Consider the following 16,795-nt stretch of genomic DNA (forward strand, 5'->3'; position numbering starts at 1 on the left):
ATTACTTAGTTCCCTCTAGTTCTTTTAAAATTGGATTAAGCCATCTTTGGCGGGGCAAGCTTTTTAAAAATGTAAGAAGACTTAAGCTACATTTATCATCCTGCTTGGCAAGTAACACAGCCCCATAAATGCCTGTTGGTCTTTCGGTCCAATCACCAATCAACTTAAAGTTTTCAATCAAACCATCCATGACTGACATGTATTCTTCCTTCGGAGTTGTGGTAATCGCAGTAGAGTTAACGCCACTGACCCTTACCTTTTGCTTCATTAATTCTTCTACGAGTTTTTGAGCGGCTCCAGACATTACCGAATTAACAGCCCCCATTGGAATGCTTTCTCTGCTCAGATATGCCGCTGGTGTCAAATCCATTTCAGTGAACATGGGAGGTAATTTCGACCATTTATCAATAAAAGCTAGGTCGAGTTTCCACTCTTCAGGTAAATTAATTTCGTCAAATTCGACTTCTGAATTTTCAAGATCCGCTAATACTTTTGGATATCCGTTTTCCTTATCAATTAATTCATAAAGCTTGTTGGTAGCCTGAGTGCCTAAGCACCTCTCAAAAATTACCAGCTTAGTGATAGTTTTTTCATCAAGCTGCATTCCTCTGCGATGAGCGGTTTTCTTTCTCATCTTAACCTGATTGAGTAATCGCTTAACTATGCGAGGGTTGCCGTTAATGTTTGTGGATTCAGCTAATAGTGGAGCTAACTGTTCAGCAACCACAAATTTACTTCTGAGTTCGGAATGCTTTTCAATCTCGTGATCTTGAAGTAGCTCGTCAACGGTAATTTGTGGTTGTTTCCACGACAGCCTTAATGACTCTTCAAGGGCACATCTTATCGTTTCTAATTGCGCATCGGTAACGCCGTGATCTTGAGCAGTAAGCATCATTAAATATGCCCTTATCTCCAGAACGCCGGGTCTTGGTACATGCACAGGAATTTGAATAAGCTTGTCTAAATAATCAGTTTGATGTCGTTGAGATGCACCTTTGTGATACTCAGGCACTGCCAAGCGGATCATGTCCTCATCGGCGGCAATAACAAATGCAGTATTGGGTAAAAATAGAAATAACCTGATCGCCTCAAGGGTCGAAATAGCATTAAATGGAGAGCAGCGATCTAAATTATCGACATAGACAATAAGTGGCTTATCAAACTCCTTTAACAGATCAGAATATGCTTTTCGGAATTCTTTAATTTCTTTAGGAGGTGAAAATGATTTATTATCTTTGATCAAACCTTTGTTTTTCTTCGCGACATCCTTAGCGCCATCGACAGCACCTTTTACATCATCAACATCCAGTTCACCATCGTCACCACCACTGAATAGTCCCATGATCTTCTGTATACCACCCATAGTTGGTATACCAGCTAATGCTGCACCACCATCCATTAGCAATCCCATCAGTCTGATCTTATCTATTCGTCCAGCAAACTCTTTTGCTTTTGCACTGAGATTTTTATCGTCTGCTGCTTTTTTAACTAAAGTAGATGCAATTGTTTCTAGTAACGCCGCTTTAGCGTCATCATACCCTTGGAAAGTCCATGCATCGAAATGTACTTGGATATATTCTTGTTCATCACTTTCCAGAGAAGCCTTAGTAAGTTCAAGAATCGTCGATTTTCCAGCGCCCCAATCACCAAAAACGCCTATACTAATAGGCATTAACTCCTTTTCTGTTATAAGATCTTTTATTGACTCAGCCGTTTCATTAAAATTTAAGAAATCAATTTTTGATTCTTTATCAGACCACATAACGTCTCCTTTTATTTATTATTTCTTTTGTTCCATTCTTTCAATAATTCGGTGAACCGTGGGGCGGCTAACAGAATATTTCTTCGCTAATGCAGAGATCGATTCACCATTTAATTTATCTTTATATAATTCTTTCGCTTGTTTGTCTGATAAAGCAGGCAATCTGCCCATGTGTTTGCCTTTAGCTTTAGCCTCTTCACGACCTTCTGTGGTTCTGGCTTTTATAAGATCCCGCTCAAGTTGAGCGAATATGTGGCTACGCATAATGTTTGAGATTATTTCTCATCAAGCCAGATTGGGTGAGTACTAGGAAATCTTCGTCAGATTTGAGCCTGAAGCAGTCGTAAACGATGGTACAAAATTACTTCAGCTAAAATTCACTTTGATACGAAACCGGACATTAGGCTTAGCGTATCTCATGACAAGTGTTCCAACAATATAGTCGTTGCTCTTACTTTTAAATTTAAATCTTGTTTTAGATCCTCTGTACAATTAGTAACACACCAACGCGACTTTAATGTGGAATTAGGATCATCGGTTAATTTATTCTATCTAGATAGCTCTTCTATTTTTTATCTTTGATAAACATCGGTATAAAACGGGCAGTCCAAATAATGTTAGCAGTGTTTGCTGTCACTACCCCCCAACAATTATTTTCTTGGAATAGCTATTTGAGTTACTTCCCAATCTTTTCAAATTAAATAACTTTTTATTTGACTCTATAGCCACTATAGATTTTATACTTATTTTAATATTGTTTCGGAATGTTAAATATGTCAGAAAAATGTAGTGGTCAGTGTCAATCATCTTCTACCAATGAAGATGTAAAAATTGATACACAATTAGATAACTATAGTGGCGCGTTTGTCAGTACATTTAAAGTACCTCAAATGGACTGTCCTTCAGAAGAGAGATTGATTAGGTTAGCACTTGACTCAATTGAGCCTTCAGTTGGGTTGCAATTTGATATTCCTAGCCGTTTAGTCAAGGTTTTTCATGATGAAAATTTAGATGAGATAACAAAAAAATTACAACAACTCAATCTCGGTGCAGAGTTGGCATCAACTAAAGAAAGTTGCAGCACCGAAGCTGCAAAAGCAAAAGATCTAGCCCAAAAAAATGAGATGAAAGAAGCATCAACGCTAAAATGGTTGTTAGCCATTAATGGAGTCATGTTTTTTATAGAAGTAATTGCTGGGATTATTGCGCAATCTGCTGGCCTTATTGCCGACTCATTAGATATGTTTGCTGATGCTGCTGTTTATGGTTTAGCTATATATGCTGTCGGTAAAAGCATAAGCATGAAACTTAGAGCGGCACATATATCTGGTGTACTTCAAATTATTCTAGCGCTAGGTGCTTTGAGTGAAGTCGTAAGACGCTTTATTTACGGTAGTGAACCTATCTCTTCTTTAATGATGATATTTGGTGGAATAGCACTAATCGCTAACATTGCTTGTCTGTTTTTAATATTTGGCAACAAAGAAGACGGCGCTCATATGAAAGCGAGTTGGATTTTTTCCGCAAATGACGTAATCGCAAACGTAGGTGTAATCTTAGCTGGCTTATTAGTTACAGTAACTAGCAGCCGTTATCCAGATTTAGTGATTGGTTTGATTATTGCTGTTGTCGTTTTAAACGGTGCTCGCCGCATCTTACAGCTAAAGTCTTAAGTAGAAAGTAGTTAAAAGAATGCACCCGTCATATTTTAAACCATATATATCATACGTGATAATGATTTTAATCGCGGTGCAGTCTGTGTTTTTTTCGCAAGAAGAGATTGAAGGAAACTTAATTGAAAGTTCTTTTAATATATCACTAACTGAGTCTATTACCCCGCTAAAAGCTCCTGAAAGCTCTAATTTATTTGAGGAGGGTAATAGCCAAACTTTAATTGATAATTGTAATTTTTGTTGCTGCTGTCAGTTATTTTTAAATACAGATTCTTCTTGTAATATTTTACAAGCAATAGAATATTTCCCTACCTACGCCTTAGTTTCCCCTGAGCTAAAAGGCTATATCTCGGTGCCATTCCGCCCACCTAAGTACGCCTAAATTTTATAGAAAATTAAGAAAGGTCAAATGTTAATGACCTAAATATCACATATAAATTTATAGGAAAGTATACATGGCACTTAATACCTGTGTGCATCGCAAGATAGCAATTTTAAGGTGTGTAACACCTCGGCTTAAATATATCGCGTTTCTCGCTTTGTCACTTTTTACATTTAATGTTTATGCCTTTGAGAAGCAGTTAAACCTTCAAGAGGCAATTCAGTGGACGCTTAAACAAAATCCTGAACTCAAAATATTTGATTTCAAACAAACCGCATTAACAGGACAAGAACAAACAGCAAGTTTAAATCCTGCTTATGAACTAGAAGTTGAAGCTGAGAACTTTGCAGGCTCAGGTGAATTTAATGCATTCGACAGTGCTGAATTAACAGTCGCTCTATCTTCGGTTATCGAAATGGGAGATAAACGCTCAGCGCGGATTGGACTTGTTTCAAAATCAAGAGCACTACTCAATGCTGAGAAAGAAGTCTCTGCGCTTAATTTAATGGCTCAAGTCACTGAGAAGTACGTGGAAGTACTTGCAGCCCAACAAAGAGTGATATTGGCAGATAATGCATTGAGCTTAGCACAAGAAACCTTAGAGATTGTATCTCAGCGTAACCGCGCAGGTGCTACTCCTGAGGCTGAAGTGAAACGCTCAAAAGCAGTTATTGCTCAGGCTAACCTCACCCTTCAATCTGAACAAAAGCGCTTGGAATATCTAAAGCTTTCTTTATCAGCTTACTGGGGAGAAACATCAGTGTCATTCTCTAGAGTAACTGGAGATCTGTTTCAGTTTGGCAATGATAGTGATTTTAGTAGTCTCTTTGCGAAATTAGAGAAAAACCCTGCTATTCAAGTTTATGCAAGTGAGCAGCGACTAAAAGAGGCCGAGTTACAGTTGGCTAAAACAGAGTCAACGGCCAATATCAAATGGTCTGTTGGTGTTAGGCGCTCTCAAGAAGCCAATGATACGGCACTGGTCGCTGGCTTTAGCTTACCTTTGTTTGCTGAAAAGCGAAATTCTGGCGCAATCGCTAGTGCGCTAGCAGAGCGTGACCAAGTTGCCATAGAGAAAGAGGCGACTAAGTTAAGATTTAGAAATCACTTACTACGAGCATACTCCAATAGAAAACAAGCCATATTAACAGCTAATTCATTAAAGCAGTCGGTTATCCCAATGCTTGAAGATGCACTGGAAGATACTCAAGACGCCTATCAAAAAGGTCGATATGGATATCTTGATTATGTATCGGCTAGACAAGAGCTGTTAAATGCTCGGCGAACCCTCATTGATGCGGCATCTGCTGCCCTAATTTATGGCGCAGAGATAGAAAAACTAACAAACGAAGCGCTGTCACTCTAAATAAACATCACTTTAAGTTTAATAACAATTTATTGATTCAGTTATTAACTGAATCGTTTAGGAATTCAAAATGAAAAACTATTTACTCGCACTATTGATTTTTATTGGGTATTTGTCACCCATTCAAAGTGTTTTCGCTAGTGAAGATGAACATGAAGGCGAAGAAGGCATAAGCAAAATCGACAATAACATGGCAAAAAAGGTTGGTGTTGAAACAGCCTATTTAGCTTCAAAAACGTTGAACCAAACTATCCCTGTATACGGCGCTACGACGATAGGCGCTGAACAATTATTTCAAGTTGGCGCTAGATATAACGGCGTTATAAAGACAATTAACTCCACTGTTGGTGATAAGGTAAAAAAAGGCGATCTATTAGCCGTTATTGAATCTAATGAAAGCTTAAATACCTATAAAATAACATCGCCTGTTTCTGGGACTGTTTTACAGCGAAATGGAAATATTGGCGGTATCACGCAAAACACTAGCTTGTTTGAAATCGTCAAATTTGACACCTTGTGGGCTGAATTTAAGGTGTTTACCAGCCAATATAATCAAATCAAAGTCGGTCAGCATGTTGATATTGAGCAAGGTGAACACGCATTCAGTTCAGTCATCACTAATATTATTCCAGCTAAAGATCAGCCTTATGTTTTAGCACGGGTACGATTAAACAACACTGAGTTAAAGCTAACGTCAGGTCAATTATTAAAAGGCAACGTAAAGATAAACCAATTTGAGGTGGATTTAGCGGTCGAGAAAGTTGCCATACAAGAGCTAGGTGGACAATTAGGTGTCTTTGTAAAAGAAAATGAAGAGTACGAGTTTGCACCACTTGTCCTTGGTCGTTCAGACAAAAACTATATCGAGGTCATTGATGGCCTCAGTAAAGACGCTGAATATGTAAACAAAAACAGTTATCTGATAAAAGCGGATATTTTGAAATCTGAAGTAGAAGACGACGATTAGGAGACGCAATATGATTGAATCAATTTTGCGTCTTGCAATAAATAGACGCTATTTAGTATTAAGTCTGCTGATGGTAATCATCGGCGTTGGCATGTGGAGTTATCAAAAACTTCCCATTGATGCTGTTCCAGATATAACAAACGTGCAGGTACAAATAAACACTTCTGCCCCCGGTTATTCACCTTTGGAAGCGGAACAAAGGGTGACCTTTCCTGTAGAAACCGCCTTAGCCGGATTGCCAAAGCTGTCTCACACCCGCTCCCTGTCAAGATATGGATTATCTCAAGTAACCGTTATCTTTGAAGAGGGAACCGATATTTATTTTGCTCGCAACTTAATCAATGCAAGATTAGCTGCGATAAAAGGCGTTATTCCCTCTGGCTTAGAGCCAGAAATGGGTCCTATTTCGACAGGGCTTGGCGAAATATTTATGTATACCGTACAAGCTTCTCCTGACGCTAAAATGCCTAATGGAGAGCCTTATACCGCTATTGCCTTAAGAGAAATACAAGACTGGATCATTAAACCGCAATTGGCTCAAGTTAAAGGCGTCATTGAGGTCAACAGTATCGGCGGCTACAACAAGCAATATCACATAACGCCTAAACCCGAAAAATTACTTTTTCATCAGGTAACCTTTGAAGAAATATCTGATGCATTACGTAAAAACAATGACAACCGTGGCGCAGGTTATATCGAACAAAACGGACAGCAAGTTTTAGTACGCTCCATTGGGCAACTAGCGACAATAGATGAGATCCTCAATGTCATCATCAAAAAGAACGATGGTATTCCTGTAAAAATAAGTGATGTTGCCAATGTTGCTATAGGCAAAGAACTTAGAACAGGGGCTGCTACTCGTAATGGCATTGAGACAGTGCTTGGTACAACCATGATGCTGATTGGTGAGAATTCTCGCACCGTTGCTTTAGAAGTGGAACATAAGCTCAGCGAAATACAAAAATCTCTGCCAAAGGGCATTACCGCAGAGCCTGTTTACGACAGAACAACGTTAGTAGATAAAGCGATTGCAACCGTTACCAAAAACCTCGTTGAAGGTGCGCTTTTAGTTATTGTTGTGTTATTTATTCTACTTGGAAATTTACGTGCAGCTCTCATTACCGCTGCTGTTATCCCTATTTCCATGTTAATGACAATCACAGGTATGGTGCAAGCAGGAGTATCTGCCAATTTAATGAGTCTCGGCGCATTGGACTTTGGCTTGATAGTGGACGGGGCTGTAATCATCGTTGAAAACTCTGTCCGTAGGTTAGCACAGGCCCAACACAACGGTCATAGGCAAGACTTAAGAGAACGCCTAAATACCGTTTTTGAAGCCACTTCAGAAGTGATACGTCCAAGCTTGTTTGGTGTGGCAATTATCACTGTTGTTTACATCCCCATTTTCACGCTAACTGGCGTTGAAGGGAAAATGTTCCACCCTATGGCGGCAACTGTCGTTATGGCGTTAATTTCCGCAATGATCCTTTCAGTTACACTGGTTCCTGCTGCTGTAGCTGTGTTTATGAAAGGTAAAATCAGCGAAAAAGAAAGTGTAGTTATTCGTTCAACCAAGTCTATTTATGAACCATTGTTAAAAATGGCGATGAAATTTCGTTGGATTATTGTTTCATTCTCAACGCTGTTAATGGGGTATAGCCTTTGGTTAGCAACTACGCTTGGGACAGAATTTGTTCCTCAATTAAATGAAGGTGATATTGCACTACAGGCATTAAGAATTCCATCGACTGGCCTAGAGCAATCAGTAGAAATGCAAGAAGTACTTGAGCAACGTATTAAAGCGTTTCCTGAAGTTGATAAAGTATTCTCGCGCATCGGCACACCAGAAGTAGCAACTGACCCAATGCCACCGAGTATTGCTGATATCTTTGTTATTTTAAAACCACGTAAAGATTGGGCCGAACCTTCAAAGCCAAAGAGTGAATTAGTTGAAGAAATGGAAGAGGTACTGAAAAACATTCCGGGCAACAACTATGAATTCACTCAGCCTATTCAAATGCGTTTCAATGAATTGATTTCTGGCGTTAGAGCTGATGTCGGCATCAAAATATTTGGTGATGATTTGGATCGGTTATTACTCACCGCAAAAGATATTCTAAATATAGTGAAAACCGTGGACGGTGCTGCTGATGCCCGAATGGAACAGGTCACAGGTGTTCCATCTTTATCAGTAATTCCTAAACGAGAAGCGCTTGGTAGGTATGGTTTGAGCGTTACCGAACTGCAAGACTGGGTTGCTACTGCAATTGGCGGTGAATCTGCGGGGATCATTTATGAAGGAGACAGACGATTTGAGTTAGTTGTTCGTCTACCGGAGCAAATAAGAACGGATATCGATAGCTTGAAGCATCTGCCGCTTCCACTTGAGAATGGTAACTATGTGCCACTTGAAGAAGTTGCAGAGCTTAAATCTGAGTCTTTACCTGCTCAAATTAGCCGTGAGAGAGGTAAAAGAAGAGTTGTGGTTACCGTCAATGTTCGTGGTAGAGATTTAGGCGGTTTTGTCAAAGAAGTGAAAGCTAAAATTAATCAGGAAGGAGAAATTCCAGCAGGATACTGGCTTGATTATGGCGGAACCTTTGAACAGCTAGAGTCAGCGAGTAAAAGATTAAGCTTAGTTGTGCCGATCACACTAATTGTTATCTTAGGTATTTTGGTTATTGCATTTGGTTCATTAAAAGATGCATTGATCATTTTCAGTGGTGTACCGTTAGCATTAACTGGGGGCGTAATTTCTCTTTATTTAAGAGACATGCCTTTATCTATTTCGGCAGGTGTCGGCTTCATAGCATTGTCAGGTGTTGCCGTATTAAATGGCTTGGTTATGTTGGCTTTTATTCGAGATCTTTGGCATGAAAAAGGCGACCTTTACGTAGCGATCATTGAAGGTGCCATCATTCGTTTAAGACCTATTTTAATGACGGCACTGGTCGCAAGTTTAGGTTTTATTCCAATGGCGTTAAACACTGGAATTGGTGCAGAAGTGCAACGACCACTAGCAACAGTTGTTATCGGCGGTATTGTATCTTCTACAATTTTAACTTTGTTTGTATTGCCTATTTTATATCAATGGGCGCATGGCGCTGAGAGTAGTAAACAGCAATCTGACGAAATTTAAAAACAAAAAAGCAGCTTAATTACTAGGTTATGCCTAATTAAGCTGCTTTTTATATTGTATGCCCAACATTTTATTGATAAAGCTTACTGCGCTTCATCCCGACAATTTTCATTTAAAAACTCAAACTCTATCGTTGTATGCGATAAATGATAGGAAGATAATTTAGCTGCAACTTCTTGTTTAAGCCTAATTAATTCTTTAACGTCAAAGTTGTCACTCAGCTCAAGGTGCGCTGTTAAAACGTGACTTTCACCATCTAGTGACCAAAAGTGCATGTGGTGGATACCATTAACTTCAGGAAATTCCATTAGTGATAGTTTAATACGCTTTTGAGTCTCTTTATCGGGTGCAGCTTGAAGAAATAAAACGAGTGTTGATTTCAGGTTTTTGAAAACATTAAACAAGATGAACAGCGTGAACCCTATTGATAAAAGGGGATCTAATATCGGCAGTTCAGCGAACAACAGTACGATAGAGACTATAAGAACGGCAACCCATCCAAGTACATCTTCAAGAAGGTGCCATGTCAGCACTTTCTCATTTAATGTTTCACCCGCTTTTAATTTTAATACAGCATATCCGTTAACGGCAACGCCGAGTATCGCTAGCCCTAACATCCCCTCGACTACAGGCATTTCAGGATTGGACAGCCTTGGAATTGCTTCAAATAAAATCCAAATTGAGCCAATGATTAAAACAATACTGTTTATCAATGCGCCAAAGAGAGTAAGTCTACGATAACCATAACTAAACCTATCTGATGCTTCTTTATCTGAAAAACGACTTAAAATCCACGCAAAACCTATTGAAAGACTATCACCAAGATCGTGAACTGCATCTGCCATTATCGCAGTACTGTTAGTGAGCCAACCACCTATAAATTCGATAATAGTAAATGTCACATTCAGAAAAAATGCCCAACCAATACGATCATCTTTAGAATGCTGATGACTGTGACTATGGTTGTGCATTTTGTACCTCCAGTGCTTTTGTATTTCTAATTTTTGATACATTCATATTAATCAAATGGCGAATCACACCTTGATACATCCAACGTTTTACTCCCGACAAATTAGTACCCTTTTCAAGATAAAACTCATCAGGGGAATCATAAAGCCCAAAGTCGTCATGAATACCTTCTTTTTGAATATAGGTATCTTGGCCGCACCAATTTGTGTTTGGTGAAGAGAAACACTTTGTTGCAACACCATAGACACAAAAGTCATCTTTTGCTTGGCTAAATTTCTGCTGTAGTGAGCTTAAGTATTGCTCATCCAATATAAAGCCCTCTAAGTTTATCCAGCGTCCATCGAAATAAACTTCTACCCAACTATGAATGATGTATTTAGGTGCTAACCAAAATACATAGCTAGGTATAGCCCCTTTTTGTAATTGCTGATCAATGGTAAAACCATGGAAACGACACTGGATACCTAGTCCACGCAATAGCGCCATTAACAGATTACCCTTAGTATTACATTGCCCATAACCATCTGCTAGTACATCGCTTGCTGCTATATCATCACTCTTGTTATAGCCAAACATTATTTCATCTTTCACAAATTGGTATGCTGCTCCAATTTTGTTGAAATCGTCTAAGCTTTGCCATCCTCGCTGATCGATCAGGGATTGGATATCTTTGTGTTCAAAATTAACGATATTCGTATTGTTTAAATATTTCTCGGTCATTTTTTATATATCCTTTTCGTTGCATACTTATACTACAGACTCTATAGTAACTATAGAATCAAATGTCTGGGGGAAATTGATGAAAATAGGCGAATTGTCTAAAAAATCGGGCTGTTCTATACAAACAATTAGATATTATGAAAGAGAAGGATTACTGTTAAATCCAAACCGTTCAGAAGGTAATTTCAGGCTGTATGATAGTAAAGCACTTAAACAATTGGAGTTCGTAAAACATTGTCGCAGCCTAGATATATCACTCAATGATATTAAACGTCTTATCGAATTAAAAAATAAGCCAGAAGAAAGCTGCTCTAGCGTTAATGCATTAATTGATCAGCAACTTGCACTAGTGAATAAACGCATGAAAGAATTAAGGGCGCTTAAAGCTGAATTACAACAGATGGCTAGTGCTTGTGGTTCGAACAATACTATTGAAGCATGCGGGATCATTAAGTCACTAGATAGTTAACTCTGTTAGAGGCATACGGGCAGAATATAGAACATTAATCGACTACTGCATGTCCTAAATGTGGACAGATAAAAACGGAAGAAATGCTGACAAATTCATGTCAGCGGTATCACAAGTATGAGTCACACAAGGTTTTGCCAAACTATTGAATGGTGACTGGTGTGTTTACTTCTCATATGGAACAGCAAAATTCCGCCAATTCTAGAACGACAAAATTAGTTGCAGCCGTTAATGCACTAGAGTGTTTAAATTGAAGTTTATTATTGACTCTTCAACGTCTGCTTTACACTCTGAATTTTCGTTAATAACTCAAAAGCTAACTTCCGCTTTTGGCTAAGTGAAGTCATAAGGTATTCATTGATGCTAATGTCCGCAATGTCGGAGGAGCTGCCGTTAGCAAATAGCATCAAATTATCGTAATATAACTGATTGAGTCTCAGATATTATGATTAAAAAATCATACTTTCATAAAAAGAGAGATTGGCGGCATCCCTTTAAAACCTTTCAGTCTAAAATGAGATCAATCTCAATCATTATGCACAGTCACAAATACTCCACATAGGTTGATCATGGCAGTGGCAAACGGATTATCATTTTTGGTATTGAGAGAGCCGTCGATAATATTCAAACAAGCACCTTTCTTATGGATGCTTTCAATTGCCTCAAGAATAGATTTTAACGACCGTCCCAAACGGTCGAGGCGAGTAACAATAACTTCATCACCTTCCCTGATAAAGTCGATGAGTTCCTAAAGCTTTTCTTCATTTCGAATCGAAGCACCAGACTGTTTGCCTTGGAATATTTTTTCACAGCCCTGAGCGTCCAACTTGGACAGTTGAACATTTAAATCTTGTTCTTTAGTTGAAACTCTTGCAAAACCAACTTTCATATATACGAAACCTGTAACTTTCGCACACCTTAACAATTAAATGAACGAAAGTATATTAAATAAATTTCGTACATGAACGTAATAAAAAATAGAAATTCGTACACTACGGATAGAAAATGAATGACAATTCTAACTATAAAGTGACTTAATTATTTCACACGCTTCACTTGTACACGAGCTTGCCATTTGTTGAAGCTCAGCTTGTAGTGCTTTGAGTTCTCCCATTAGATTGTTAACTAAAGCCAATTTAGCCTGTGTCTATCATAAGTTCAAAACTTAAACTTTAGATATAAGCTGAAATTGAGTCAATCGTATTACAAATACTCTTATTGATACTGGCTCATTACTTGCACTTTTTCGAGAACATGACCACATGTAGAGAATAATAGGCTAACAGTGGGAAATATTTACACTATCAATGTAAGGATTACTTATGAAATACTCAAGATTTGCTGCAATGATCATCACCTCAACCATTGCTATGTTTGTCATGATGTATCTCAACACTTACGCAGTATCACATATATGGTTTAGTGAAACGCGTATCTATATGGCGTTGTATATGGGAGCAGGTATGGCAATGATCATGCTGGCCTTTATGCTTGGCATGTACAGTAACAAGAAGCTCAACATGGCTATTTTTCTATTGGCGACAATACTGTTTGCCATATGTCTTTATCTTGTTCGCTCTCAAAGCACAATTTCTGACACTGCTTACATGAAAGCGATGATTCCTCATCACTCCATTGCTATTCTTACTAGTGAGCATTCAACTTTGGAGGATGTACGCGTGCGTGAATTGGCAAATGGTATTATTAAAGCCCAACGAAAAGAAATAAAAGAAATGGAATGGCTGATTAAAGATATTTCTGAAAATGGAAAGGTCAGCTCACAAGCTCAGGCTGAGCAACGACCGCTCCCAAAGTTTGAAGGCACACTGAACAAAGGAGACTAAGATGACTAAGACAGCTACCCTGTACAGAATGGTCACTGACGAACATATCTGCCCCTATGGTTTAAGGTCGAAAGATTTGCTGGAGAGGCAAGGGTATGATGTAGAAGATCATAAGCTCACGTCAAGACAACAAGCTGATGACTTCAAAGCTAAGCATGATGTCAAAACTACGCCACAAACCTTTATTGAAGGAAAGCGTGTCGGAGGATACGATGACTTAAGAGAGTATTTTGGTAAAGATGAAGCAGGTCAAACTGGCACAACCTACACGCCCGTTGTAGCCATTTTCTCGATAGCTGCACTTCTTGCTGTCGCATCTCAACATTTTGCTTCCGGCTCATTTATCTCCATCAGAACACTGATGCTATTTATAGCTTTTTCAATGACGCTCTTAGCGGTGCAAAAACTGAAAGACCTATACAGTTTCACAAATTCGTTTATTACTTATGATTTACTAGCGATGAGATGGATAAGATATGGTTATATTTATCCCTTCATTGAAGCATATGCAGGTATTGGTATGGTTGCCCAACTACAGCCTCTCGCAGTGGCACCATTTTCATTGTTTATCGGCACAGTTGGAGCAATTTCAGTTTTCAAAGCCGTTTACATCGACAAACGCCAGTTAAAGTGTGCCTGTGTAGGCGGCGATAGCAGTGTGCCACTTGGATTTGTATCGCTATCTGAAAACTTATTTATGATCGCGGGAGCATTGATTATGCTGCTGATGTAAAGGTATAGCTCTATTCGGCGGCCCCTTAACTGTTAAGATTAGACCTAGGATGCCAGCCCACACCTTTCTAATTCATATGTAACATTTTTTCTGTCGTACTGGCATCAAGATAACCAGAACTGAGCAAACAATCTCAAAGGTTGTACAAAATAACACTAAAGTTTTTTCATTAAGTTTTATTGTTATGCTCTTGTGGTGGCTTTCGCCACCACTTTATTAGTTTTCAAGTTCCACCATATCTTTCGCTGCAATGTCACCAGACACTAGCTTTACAGTTGCGAAATGATCATTCACAATTTTAGTAATTTGTACCGTTCCTACCTTTTCGATAGTGTAGGGATCTTCACCTTCACTCAATACTATTCTTTCATGGAATCTAATAACACTGTATTTTTGCCCAACCTCTGCGCCATGCTTAGCACCAATACAGATTAGAGTTCGATTATCAGAACTTTCTACTACCTGACCTCTCATCATGTATTTATGATAAAAAGTGGTATTGGAACAACCCACTAAATATAAACCGAATGTAAGCAATAAAAGAGCTTTTATATAGGGTGTTTTCATCACTGTTACCTCATTTGACTAACTAATTATCTATACACTTTTTTATGAATTCATTTGTTTTTCCGGCCAGCCCCCGAAGGTGCTTGATGACAACTCCAAGGCTTATGAACAGAGTTATCTTTGATGTTCTGATCAACAAATTTATAGTAACTTTCTTTAGTATGTGTCCACCAATCATCATGAACATCTGCGCCATACTTACGGATTACCTCCTCAATCCCATCAAGGCTTACGTTTGCGGCATCATAGGCAAGGTGTATTTCACCTTCTTTGATGTTGTAACTAACTTCATCTATACCAAAAAGCTGATCTATTTCTTTTACTAACTCGTCACAGCTTTCTTCTGTGACATTGCTAAGCTTTAGGTTTCGAACAACTAAATTTTGCTCTTTAACGCCAACTCTATGATTTAAATCGCTCATAATTTTTCTCCTAATGTTTGTGTGAATGCTGTTGATTGCTATCTTTCATTTCTTCCATTTTACGGTTCATCTGCGGCATCATGTTCCCCATCATTTCTAAATGATGTTCAGCCATCTTGATTTGTTGATGCATTGGCATTTCTTCCATGTTTTTGTGCATGGATTGCATCATCTTCATCATTGAACGGTGATGTTCAACCATCATCTGCTGTTGCTTTTCAGGATCTTTTTCAGTTTTAATGGCATGGACTTCCTTTTTCATTTCCATCATCTTTTTGTGCATTTCTCCCATGTTCTCATGTGGTATTGCCATGCCTTGATGCATATCAGCTTTGTTCGCACCTTCATGCTTATGCTCATTGTTTTGGGCAAATGAGCTAGTGGTTATAAGTAGTGAACTAATAAATAAAATTGATTTAGTTAACGTTTTCATGATTTTTACCTTCTACACTTTTATTAAAATTTGGGATCCAACTTGGTGTCGATTCCATATACCTGTGGTACTCCGAACCAAACTCAGCAATCGCTTGTGCTTCTTCGCGTTTCGCTAGCTTGACGTAAACAACGACTAAGATCGGAAACATCGCAAGTGTTGGGATTGTCGGCCACTGCAATAAAAAGCCGAACATGATTAGAATGAAAGCTACATACTGTGGGTGGCGACACCTTGCATACCATCCAGTTGTAGCCAATTGATGATGTTTTTGCGCGTGATGCAATACATTCCATGCTGAAGACAACATAAAGAAACCTGCAACAATTAACACCATACTCACTATATGAAATGGGTCCCAATGGGCATCACCTTGAAATCCAAAGAAAGTATGTAATAAATGCCCATTTTCATGCGCAAAGAAATTTACTTCTGGATAGGTCTCCGTCAGCCACCCCGACAGAAAATAGATAGTTAAAGGAAAGCCATACATTTCAGTAAATAGGGCAACAATAAAGGCAGAGAACGCGCTTAGACTTCTCCAATCAGTTGATGTTTTTGGTTTGACAAAACTAAAGGCAAAAAAGATAAAAATTGCTGAGTTCAGTATCACCATTGACCATAAGTCATAATCATATGTTTCATTCATCACTGCTCTCCTTTTTATGTGATTCCTTACGTGCCTTTTCTAACCCTTGTATGTAGCCATCGCGATAGGCTGCATTTTTATCCGTGAGTTCTTGAAAGCTCTCTTCCTTTTTTTCATCAGGCGCATGTGAATGATCGTGACCATGTTTACCATGACTGCCATGCATAAATACGTGCATCAAGGGGCATAGCAATAAAATCAAGTAGGGAAGAAATTGCAGCATATGTTGACCATGCTCAAGCACTAAGAAGTAGGTCACTGCGGCAATAAGTGCCAGTGCAGCCCAGCCTGTAGGTGTTGACCAAAAATTAGGGTGTTGATTTTTCATATTGCCCTCCTAAACGACTTTTAAGACACCGCGATACATTTGCATCTGACAGTGAAACTCATGCTCTCCCGGTGATAAGTTCAATAGGGTAATTTGAGTAATTTCATTTAATTTAAGCTGTTCGCTTATATCCAATGAAGGAATAAGCATTGTTTCAGCGCAGGGGGATTGATCTTTGCGCATAAACTTCAGAGTGACAGGTTGGCTAGCAGACACCTGAATTGAGGATGGGGAATACACACCATCCCTCACTTCAATGAGTACTTCATTACCTTGAACGATTGTTTTATTGGGTTTATATAGCCAAAACCACCAAACAATCAGCGCGATTAACATTAAGCCTAATAAGTTAATAACCATCATTGTGATTCT

Annotated in this window: 18 protein-coding genes and 1 pseudogene; 8 read left to right on the forward strand and 11 right to left on the reverse strand. The window is 38.7% G+C overall.

What is annotated here, in order from left to right:
* Position 1 precedes the first annotated feature (1 nt).
* Together QL984_RS02775 and QL984_RS02780 are read right to left on the reverse strand one after the other, a co-directional pair.
* Positions 2-1,762, reverse strand: a complete 1,761-nt coding sequence (locus QL984_RS02775) for a P-loop NTPase fold protein (protein WP_024596196.1) — start codon at positions 1,760-1,762, stop codon at positions 2-4.
* A gap of 18 nt (positions 1,763-1,780) precedes the next feature.
* Complete coding sequence (locus tag QL984_RS02780; protein ID WP_016899212.1) at positions 1,781-2,026, reverse strand: helix-turn-helix domain-containing protein; 246 nt, start codon at positions 2,024-2,026, stop codon at positions 1,781-1,783.
* 509 nt (positions 2,027-2,535) lie between these two features.
* On the opposite strand from QL984_RS02780, the gene QL984_RS02785 reads away from it, so the two are divergent.
* The 5 genes from QL984_RS02785 (at position 2,536) to QL984_RS02805 (ending at position 9,289) form a co-directional block, all read left to right on the forward strand.
* Positions 2,536-3,435: a cation diffusion facilitator family transporter gene (locus tag QL984_RS02785; protein ID WP_002962256.1), complete on the forward strand. Its 900-nt coding sequence runs from the start codon at positions 2,536-2,538 to the stop codon at positions 3,433-3,435.
* An 85-nt stretch (positions 3,436-3,520) separates the two neighbouring features.
* Positions 3,521-3,817, forward strand: a complete 297-nt coding sequence (locus QL984_RS02790; protein ID WP_232007049.1) for a hypothetical protein — start codon at positions 3,521-3,523, stop codon at positions 3,815-3,817.
* Positions 3,818-3,890: 73 nt separating this feature from the next.
* Positions 3,891-5,183 (forward strand): TolC family protein, encoded by a 1,293-nt coding sequence (locus QL984_RS02795; protein ID WP_290171953.1) that lies wholly within the window; start codon positions 3,891-3,893, stop codon positions 5,181-5,183.
* 70 nt (positions 5,184-5,253) lie between these two features.
* On the forward strand, positions 5,254-6,150 hold the full coding sequence (locus QL984_RS02800; RefSeq protein ID WP_290171954.1) for an efflux RND transporter periplasmic adaptor subunit: 897 nt from the start codon (positions 5,254-5,256) through the stop codon (positions 6,148-6,150).
* A gap of 10 nt (positions 6,151-6,160) precedes the next feature.
* Positions 6,161-9,289, forward strand: coding sequence for a CusA/CzcA family heavy metal efflux RND transporter (locus tag QL984_RS02805; protein WP_024602003.1), 3,129 nt, complete (start codon positions 6,161-6,163; stop codon positions 9,287-9,289).
* A gap of 83 nt (positions 9,290-9,372) precedes the next feature.
* On the opposite strand, the gene QL984_RS02810 is transcribed toward QL984_RS02805, so the two are convergent.
* Together QL984_RS02810 and QL984_RS02815 are read right to left on the reverse strand one after the other, a co-directional pair.
* Positions 9,373-10,260 (reverse strand): cation diffusion facilitator family transporter, encoded by an 888-nt coding sequence (locus QL984_RS02810; RefSeq protein WP_290171955.1) that lies wholly within the window; start codon positions 10,258-10,260, stop codon positions 9,373-9,375.
* Positions 10,247-10,978: a transglutaminase family protein gene (locus tag QL984_RS02815; protein WP_008464145.1), complete on the reverse strand. Its 732-nt coding sequence runs from the start codon at positions 10,976-10,978 to the stop codon at positions 10,247-10,249. Before QL984_RS02815 ends, QL984_RS02810 begins: the two co-directional genes overlap by 14 nt.
* Before the next feature lie 79 nt (positions 10,979-11,057).
* Between QL984_RS02815 and cadR the strand changes: the two genes are divergently transcribed.
* A complete protein-coding gene (gene cadR, locus QL984_RS02820; protein ID WP_008109677.1) occupies positions 11,058-11,447 on the forward strand; it encodes a Cd(II)/Pb(II)-responsive transcriptional regulator in 390 nt (129 codons plus the stop codon).
* Between the two features lie 526 nt (positions 11,448-11,973).
* On the opposite strand, the pseudogene QL984_RS02825 reads toward cadR, so the two are convergent.
* Positions 11,974-12,336 (reverse strand): annotated as a pseudogene (locus QL984_RS02825) (recombinase family protein).
* Positions 12,337-12,769: 433 nt separating this feature from the next.
* Here QL984_RS02825 and QL984_RS02830 point away from each other — a divergent pair.
* Together QL984_RS02830 and QL984_RS02835 are read left to right on the forward strand one after the other, a co-directional pair.
* The gene (locus QL984_RS02830; protein ID WP_008109672.1) at positions 12,770-13,291 is read left to right on the forward strand and encodes a DUF305 domain-containing protein; all 522 of its coding nucleotides are present in this window, start codon (positions 12,770-12,772) and stop codon (positions 13,289-13,291) included.
* 1 nt (position 13,292) lies between these two features.
* Positions 13,293-14,024, forward strand: a complete 732-nt coding sequence (locus tag QL984_RS02835) for a glutaredoxin (RefSeq protein ID WP_008109669.1) — start codon at positions 13,293-13,295, stop codon at positions 14,022-14,024.
* A gap of 216 nt (positions 14,025-14,240) precedes the next feature.
* Here QL984_RS02835 and QL984_RS02840 read toward each other — a convergent pair whose 3' ends face one another.
* From QL984_RS02840 to QL984_RS02865, 6 genes are read right to left on the reverse strand one after another with little or no spacing between them, the layout of a single operon-like run.
* Positions 14,241-14,591, reverse strand: coding sequence for a hypothetical protein (locus QL984_RS02840; RefSeq protein ID WP_004589646.1), 351 nt, complete (start codon positions 14,589-14,591; stop codon positions 14,241-14,243).
* Positions 14,592-14,641: 50 nt separating this feature from the next.
* Complete coding sequence (locus QL984_RS02845) at positions 14,642-15,013, reverse strand: hypothetical protein (RefSeq protein ID WP_008467865.1); 372 nt, start codon at positions 15,011-15,013, stop codon at positions 14,642-14,644.
* A 10-nt stretch (positions 15,014-15,023) separates the two neighbouring features.
* A complete protein-coding gene (locus tag QL984_RS02850) occupies positions 15,024-15,446 on the reverse strand; it encodes a hypothetical protein (protein WP_008467863.1) in 423 nt (140 codons plus the stop codon).
* The gene (locus QL984_RS02855) at positions 15,430-16,095 is read right to left on the reverse strand and encodes an isoprenylcysteine carboxylmethyltransferase family protein (protein ID WP_010558024.1); all 666 of its coding nucleotides are present in this window, start codon (positions 16,093-16,095) and stop codon (positions 15,430-15,432) included. The genes QL984_RS02850 and QL984_RS02855 overlap by 17 nt, the downstream gene beginning before the upstream one ends.
* Positions 16,088-16,423, reverse strand: a complete 336-nt coding sequence (locus tag QL984_RS02860; protein WP_008467859.1) for a DUF2933 domain-containing protein — start codon at positions 16,421-16,423, stop codon at positions 16,088-16,090. Before QL984_RS02860 ends, QL984_RS02855 begins: the two co-directional genes overlap by 8 nt.
* Positions 16,424-16,432: 9 nt before the next feature.
* Positions 16,433-16,786, reverse strand: a complete 354-nt coding sequence (locus QL984_RS02865) for a cupredoxin domain-containing protein (protein WP_004589267.1) — start codon at positions 16,784-16,786, stop codon at positions 16,433-16,435.
* Positions 16,787-16,795: the final 9 nt, after the last annotated feature.

Source organism: Pseudoalteromonas sp. APC 3495 (genome assembly GCF_030407645.1).
GTDB classification, from domain to species: Bacteria; Pseudomonadota; Gammaproteobacteria; order Enterobacterales; family Alteromonadaceae; genus Pseudoalteromonas; species Pseudoalteromonas tetraodonis.

Bases quoted from the DNA above. Each gene is read 5' to 3' on its own strand.
- QL984_RS02775 (WP_024596196.1), bottom strand. From the start codon at position 1,762: ATGTGGTCTGATAAAGAATCAAAAATTGATTTCTTAAATTTTAATGAA.
- QL984_RS02780 (WP_016899212.1), bottom strand. From the start codon at position 2,026: ATGCGTAGCCACATATTCGCTCAACTTGAGCGGGATCTTATAAAAGCC.
- QL984_RS02785 (WP_002962256.1), top strand. From the start codon at position 2,536: ATGTCAGAAAAATGTAGTGGTCAGTGTCAATCATCTTCTACCAATGAA.
- QL984_RS02795 (WP_290171953.1), top strand. From the start codon at position 3,891: ATGGCACTTAATACCTGTGTGCATCGCAAGATAGCAATTTTAAGGTGT.
- QL984_RS02800 (WP_290171954.1), top strand. From the start codon at position 5,254: ATGAAAAACTATTTACTCGCACTATTGATTTTTATTGGGTATTTGTCA.
- QL984_RS02805 (WP_024602003.1), top strand. From the start codon at position 6,161: ATGATTGAATCAATTTTGCGTCTTGCAATAAATAGACGCTATTTAGTA.
- QL984_RS02810 (WP_290171955.1), bottom strand. From the start codon at position 10,260: ATGCACAACCATAGTCACAGTCATCAGCATTCTAAAGATGATCGTATT.
- QL984_RS02815 (WP_008464145.1), bottom strand. From the start codon at position 10,978: ATGACCGAGAAATATTTAAACAATACGAATATCGTTAATTTTGAACAC.
- cadR (WP_008109677.1), top strand. From the start codon at position 11,058: ATGAAAATAGGCGAATTGTCTAAAAAATCGGGCTGTTCTATACAAACA.
- QL984_RS02830 (WP_008109672.1), top strand. From the start codon at position 12,770: ATGAAATACTCAAGATTTGCTGCAATGATCATCACCTCAACCATTGCT.
- QL984_RS02835 (WP_008109669.1), top strand. From the start codon at position 13,293: ATGACTAAGACAGCTACCCTGTACAGAATGGTCACTGACGAACATATC.
- QL984_RS02840 (WP_004589646.1), bottom strand. From the start codon at position 14,591: ATGAAAACACCCTATATAAAAGCTCTTTTATTGCTTACATTCGGTTTA.
- QL984_RS02845 (WP_008467865.1), bottom strand. From the start codon at position 15,013: ATGAGCGATTTAAATCATAGAGTTGGCGTTAAAGAGCAAAATTTAGTT.
- QL984_RS02850 (WP_008467863.1), bottom strand. From the start codon at position 15,446: ATGAAAACGTTAACTAAATCAATTTTATTTATTAGTTCACTACTTATA.
- QL984_RS02855 (WP_010558024.1), bottom strand. From the start codon at position 16,095: ATGAATGAAACATATGATTATGACTTATGGTCAATGGTGATACTGAAC.
- QL984_RS02860 (WP_008467859.1), bottom strand. From the start codon at position 16,423: ATGAAAAATCAACACCCTAATTTTTGGTCAACACCTACAGGCTGGGCT.
- QL984_RS02865 (WP_004589267.1), bottom strand. From the start codon at position 16,786: ATGATGGTTATTAACTTATTAGGCTTAATGTTAATCGCGCTGATTGTT.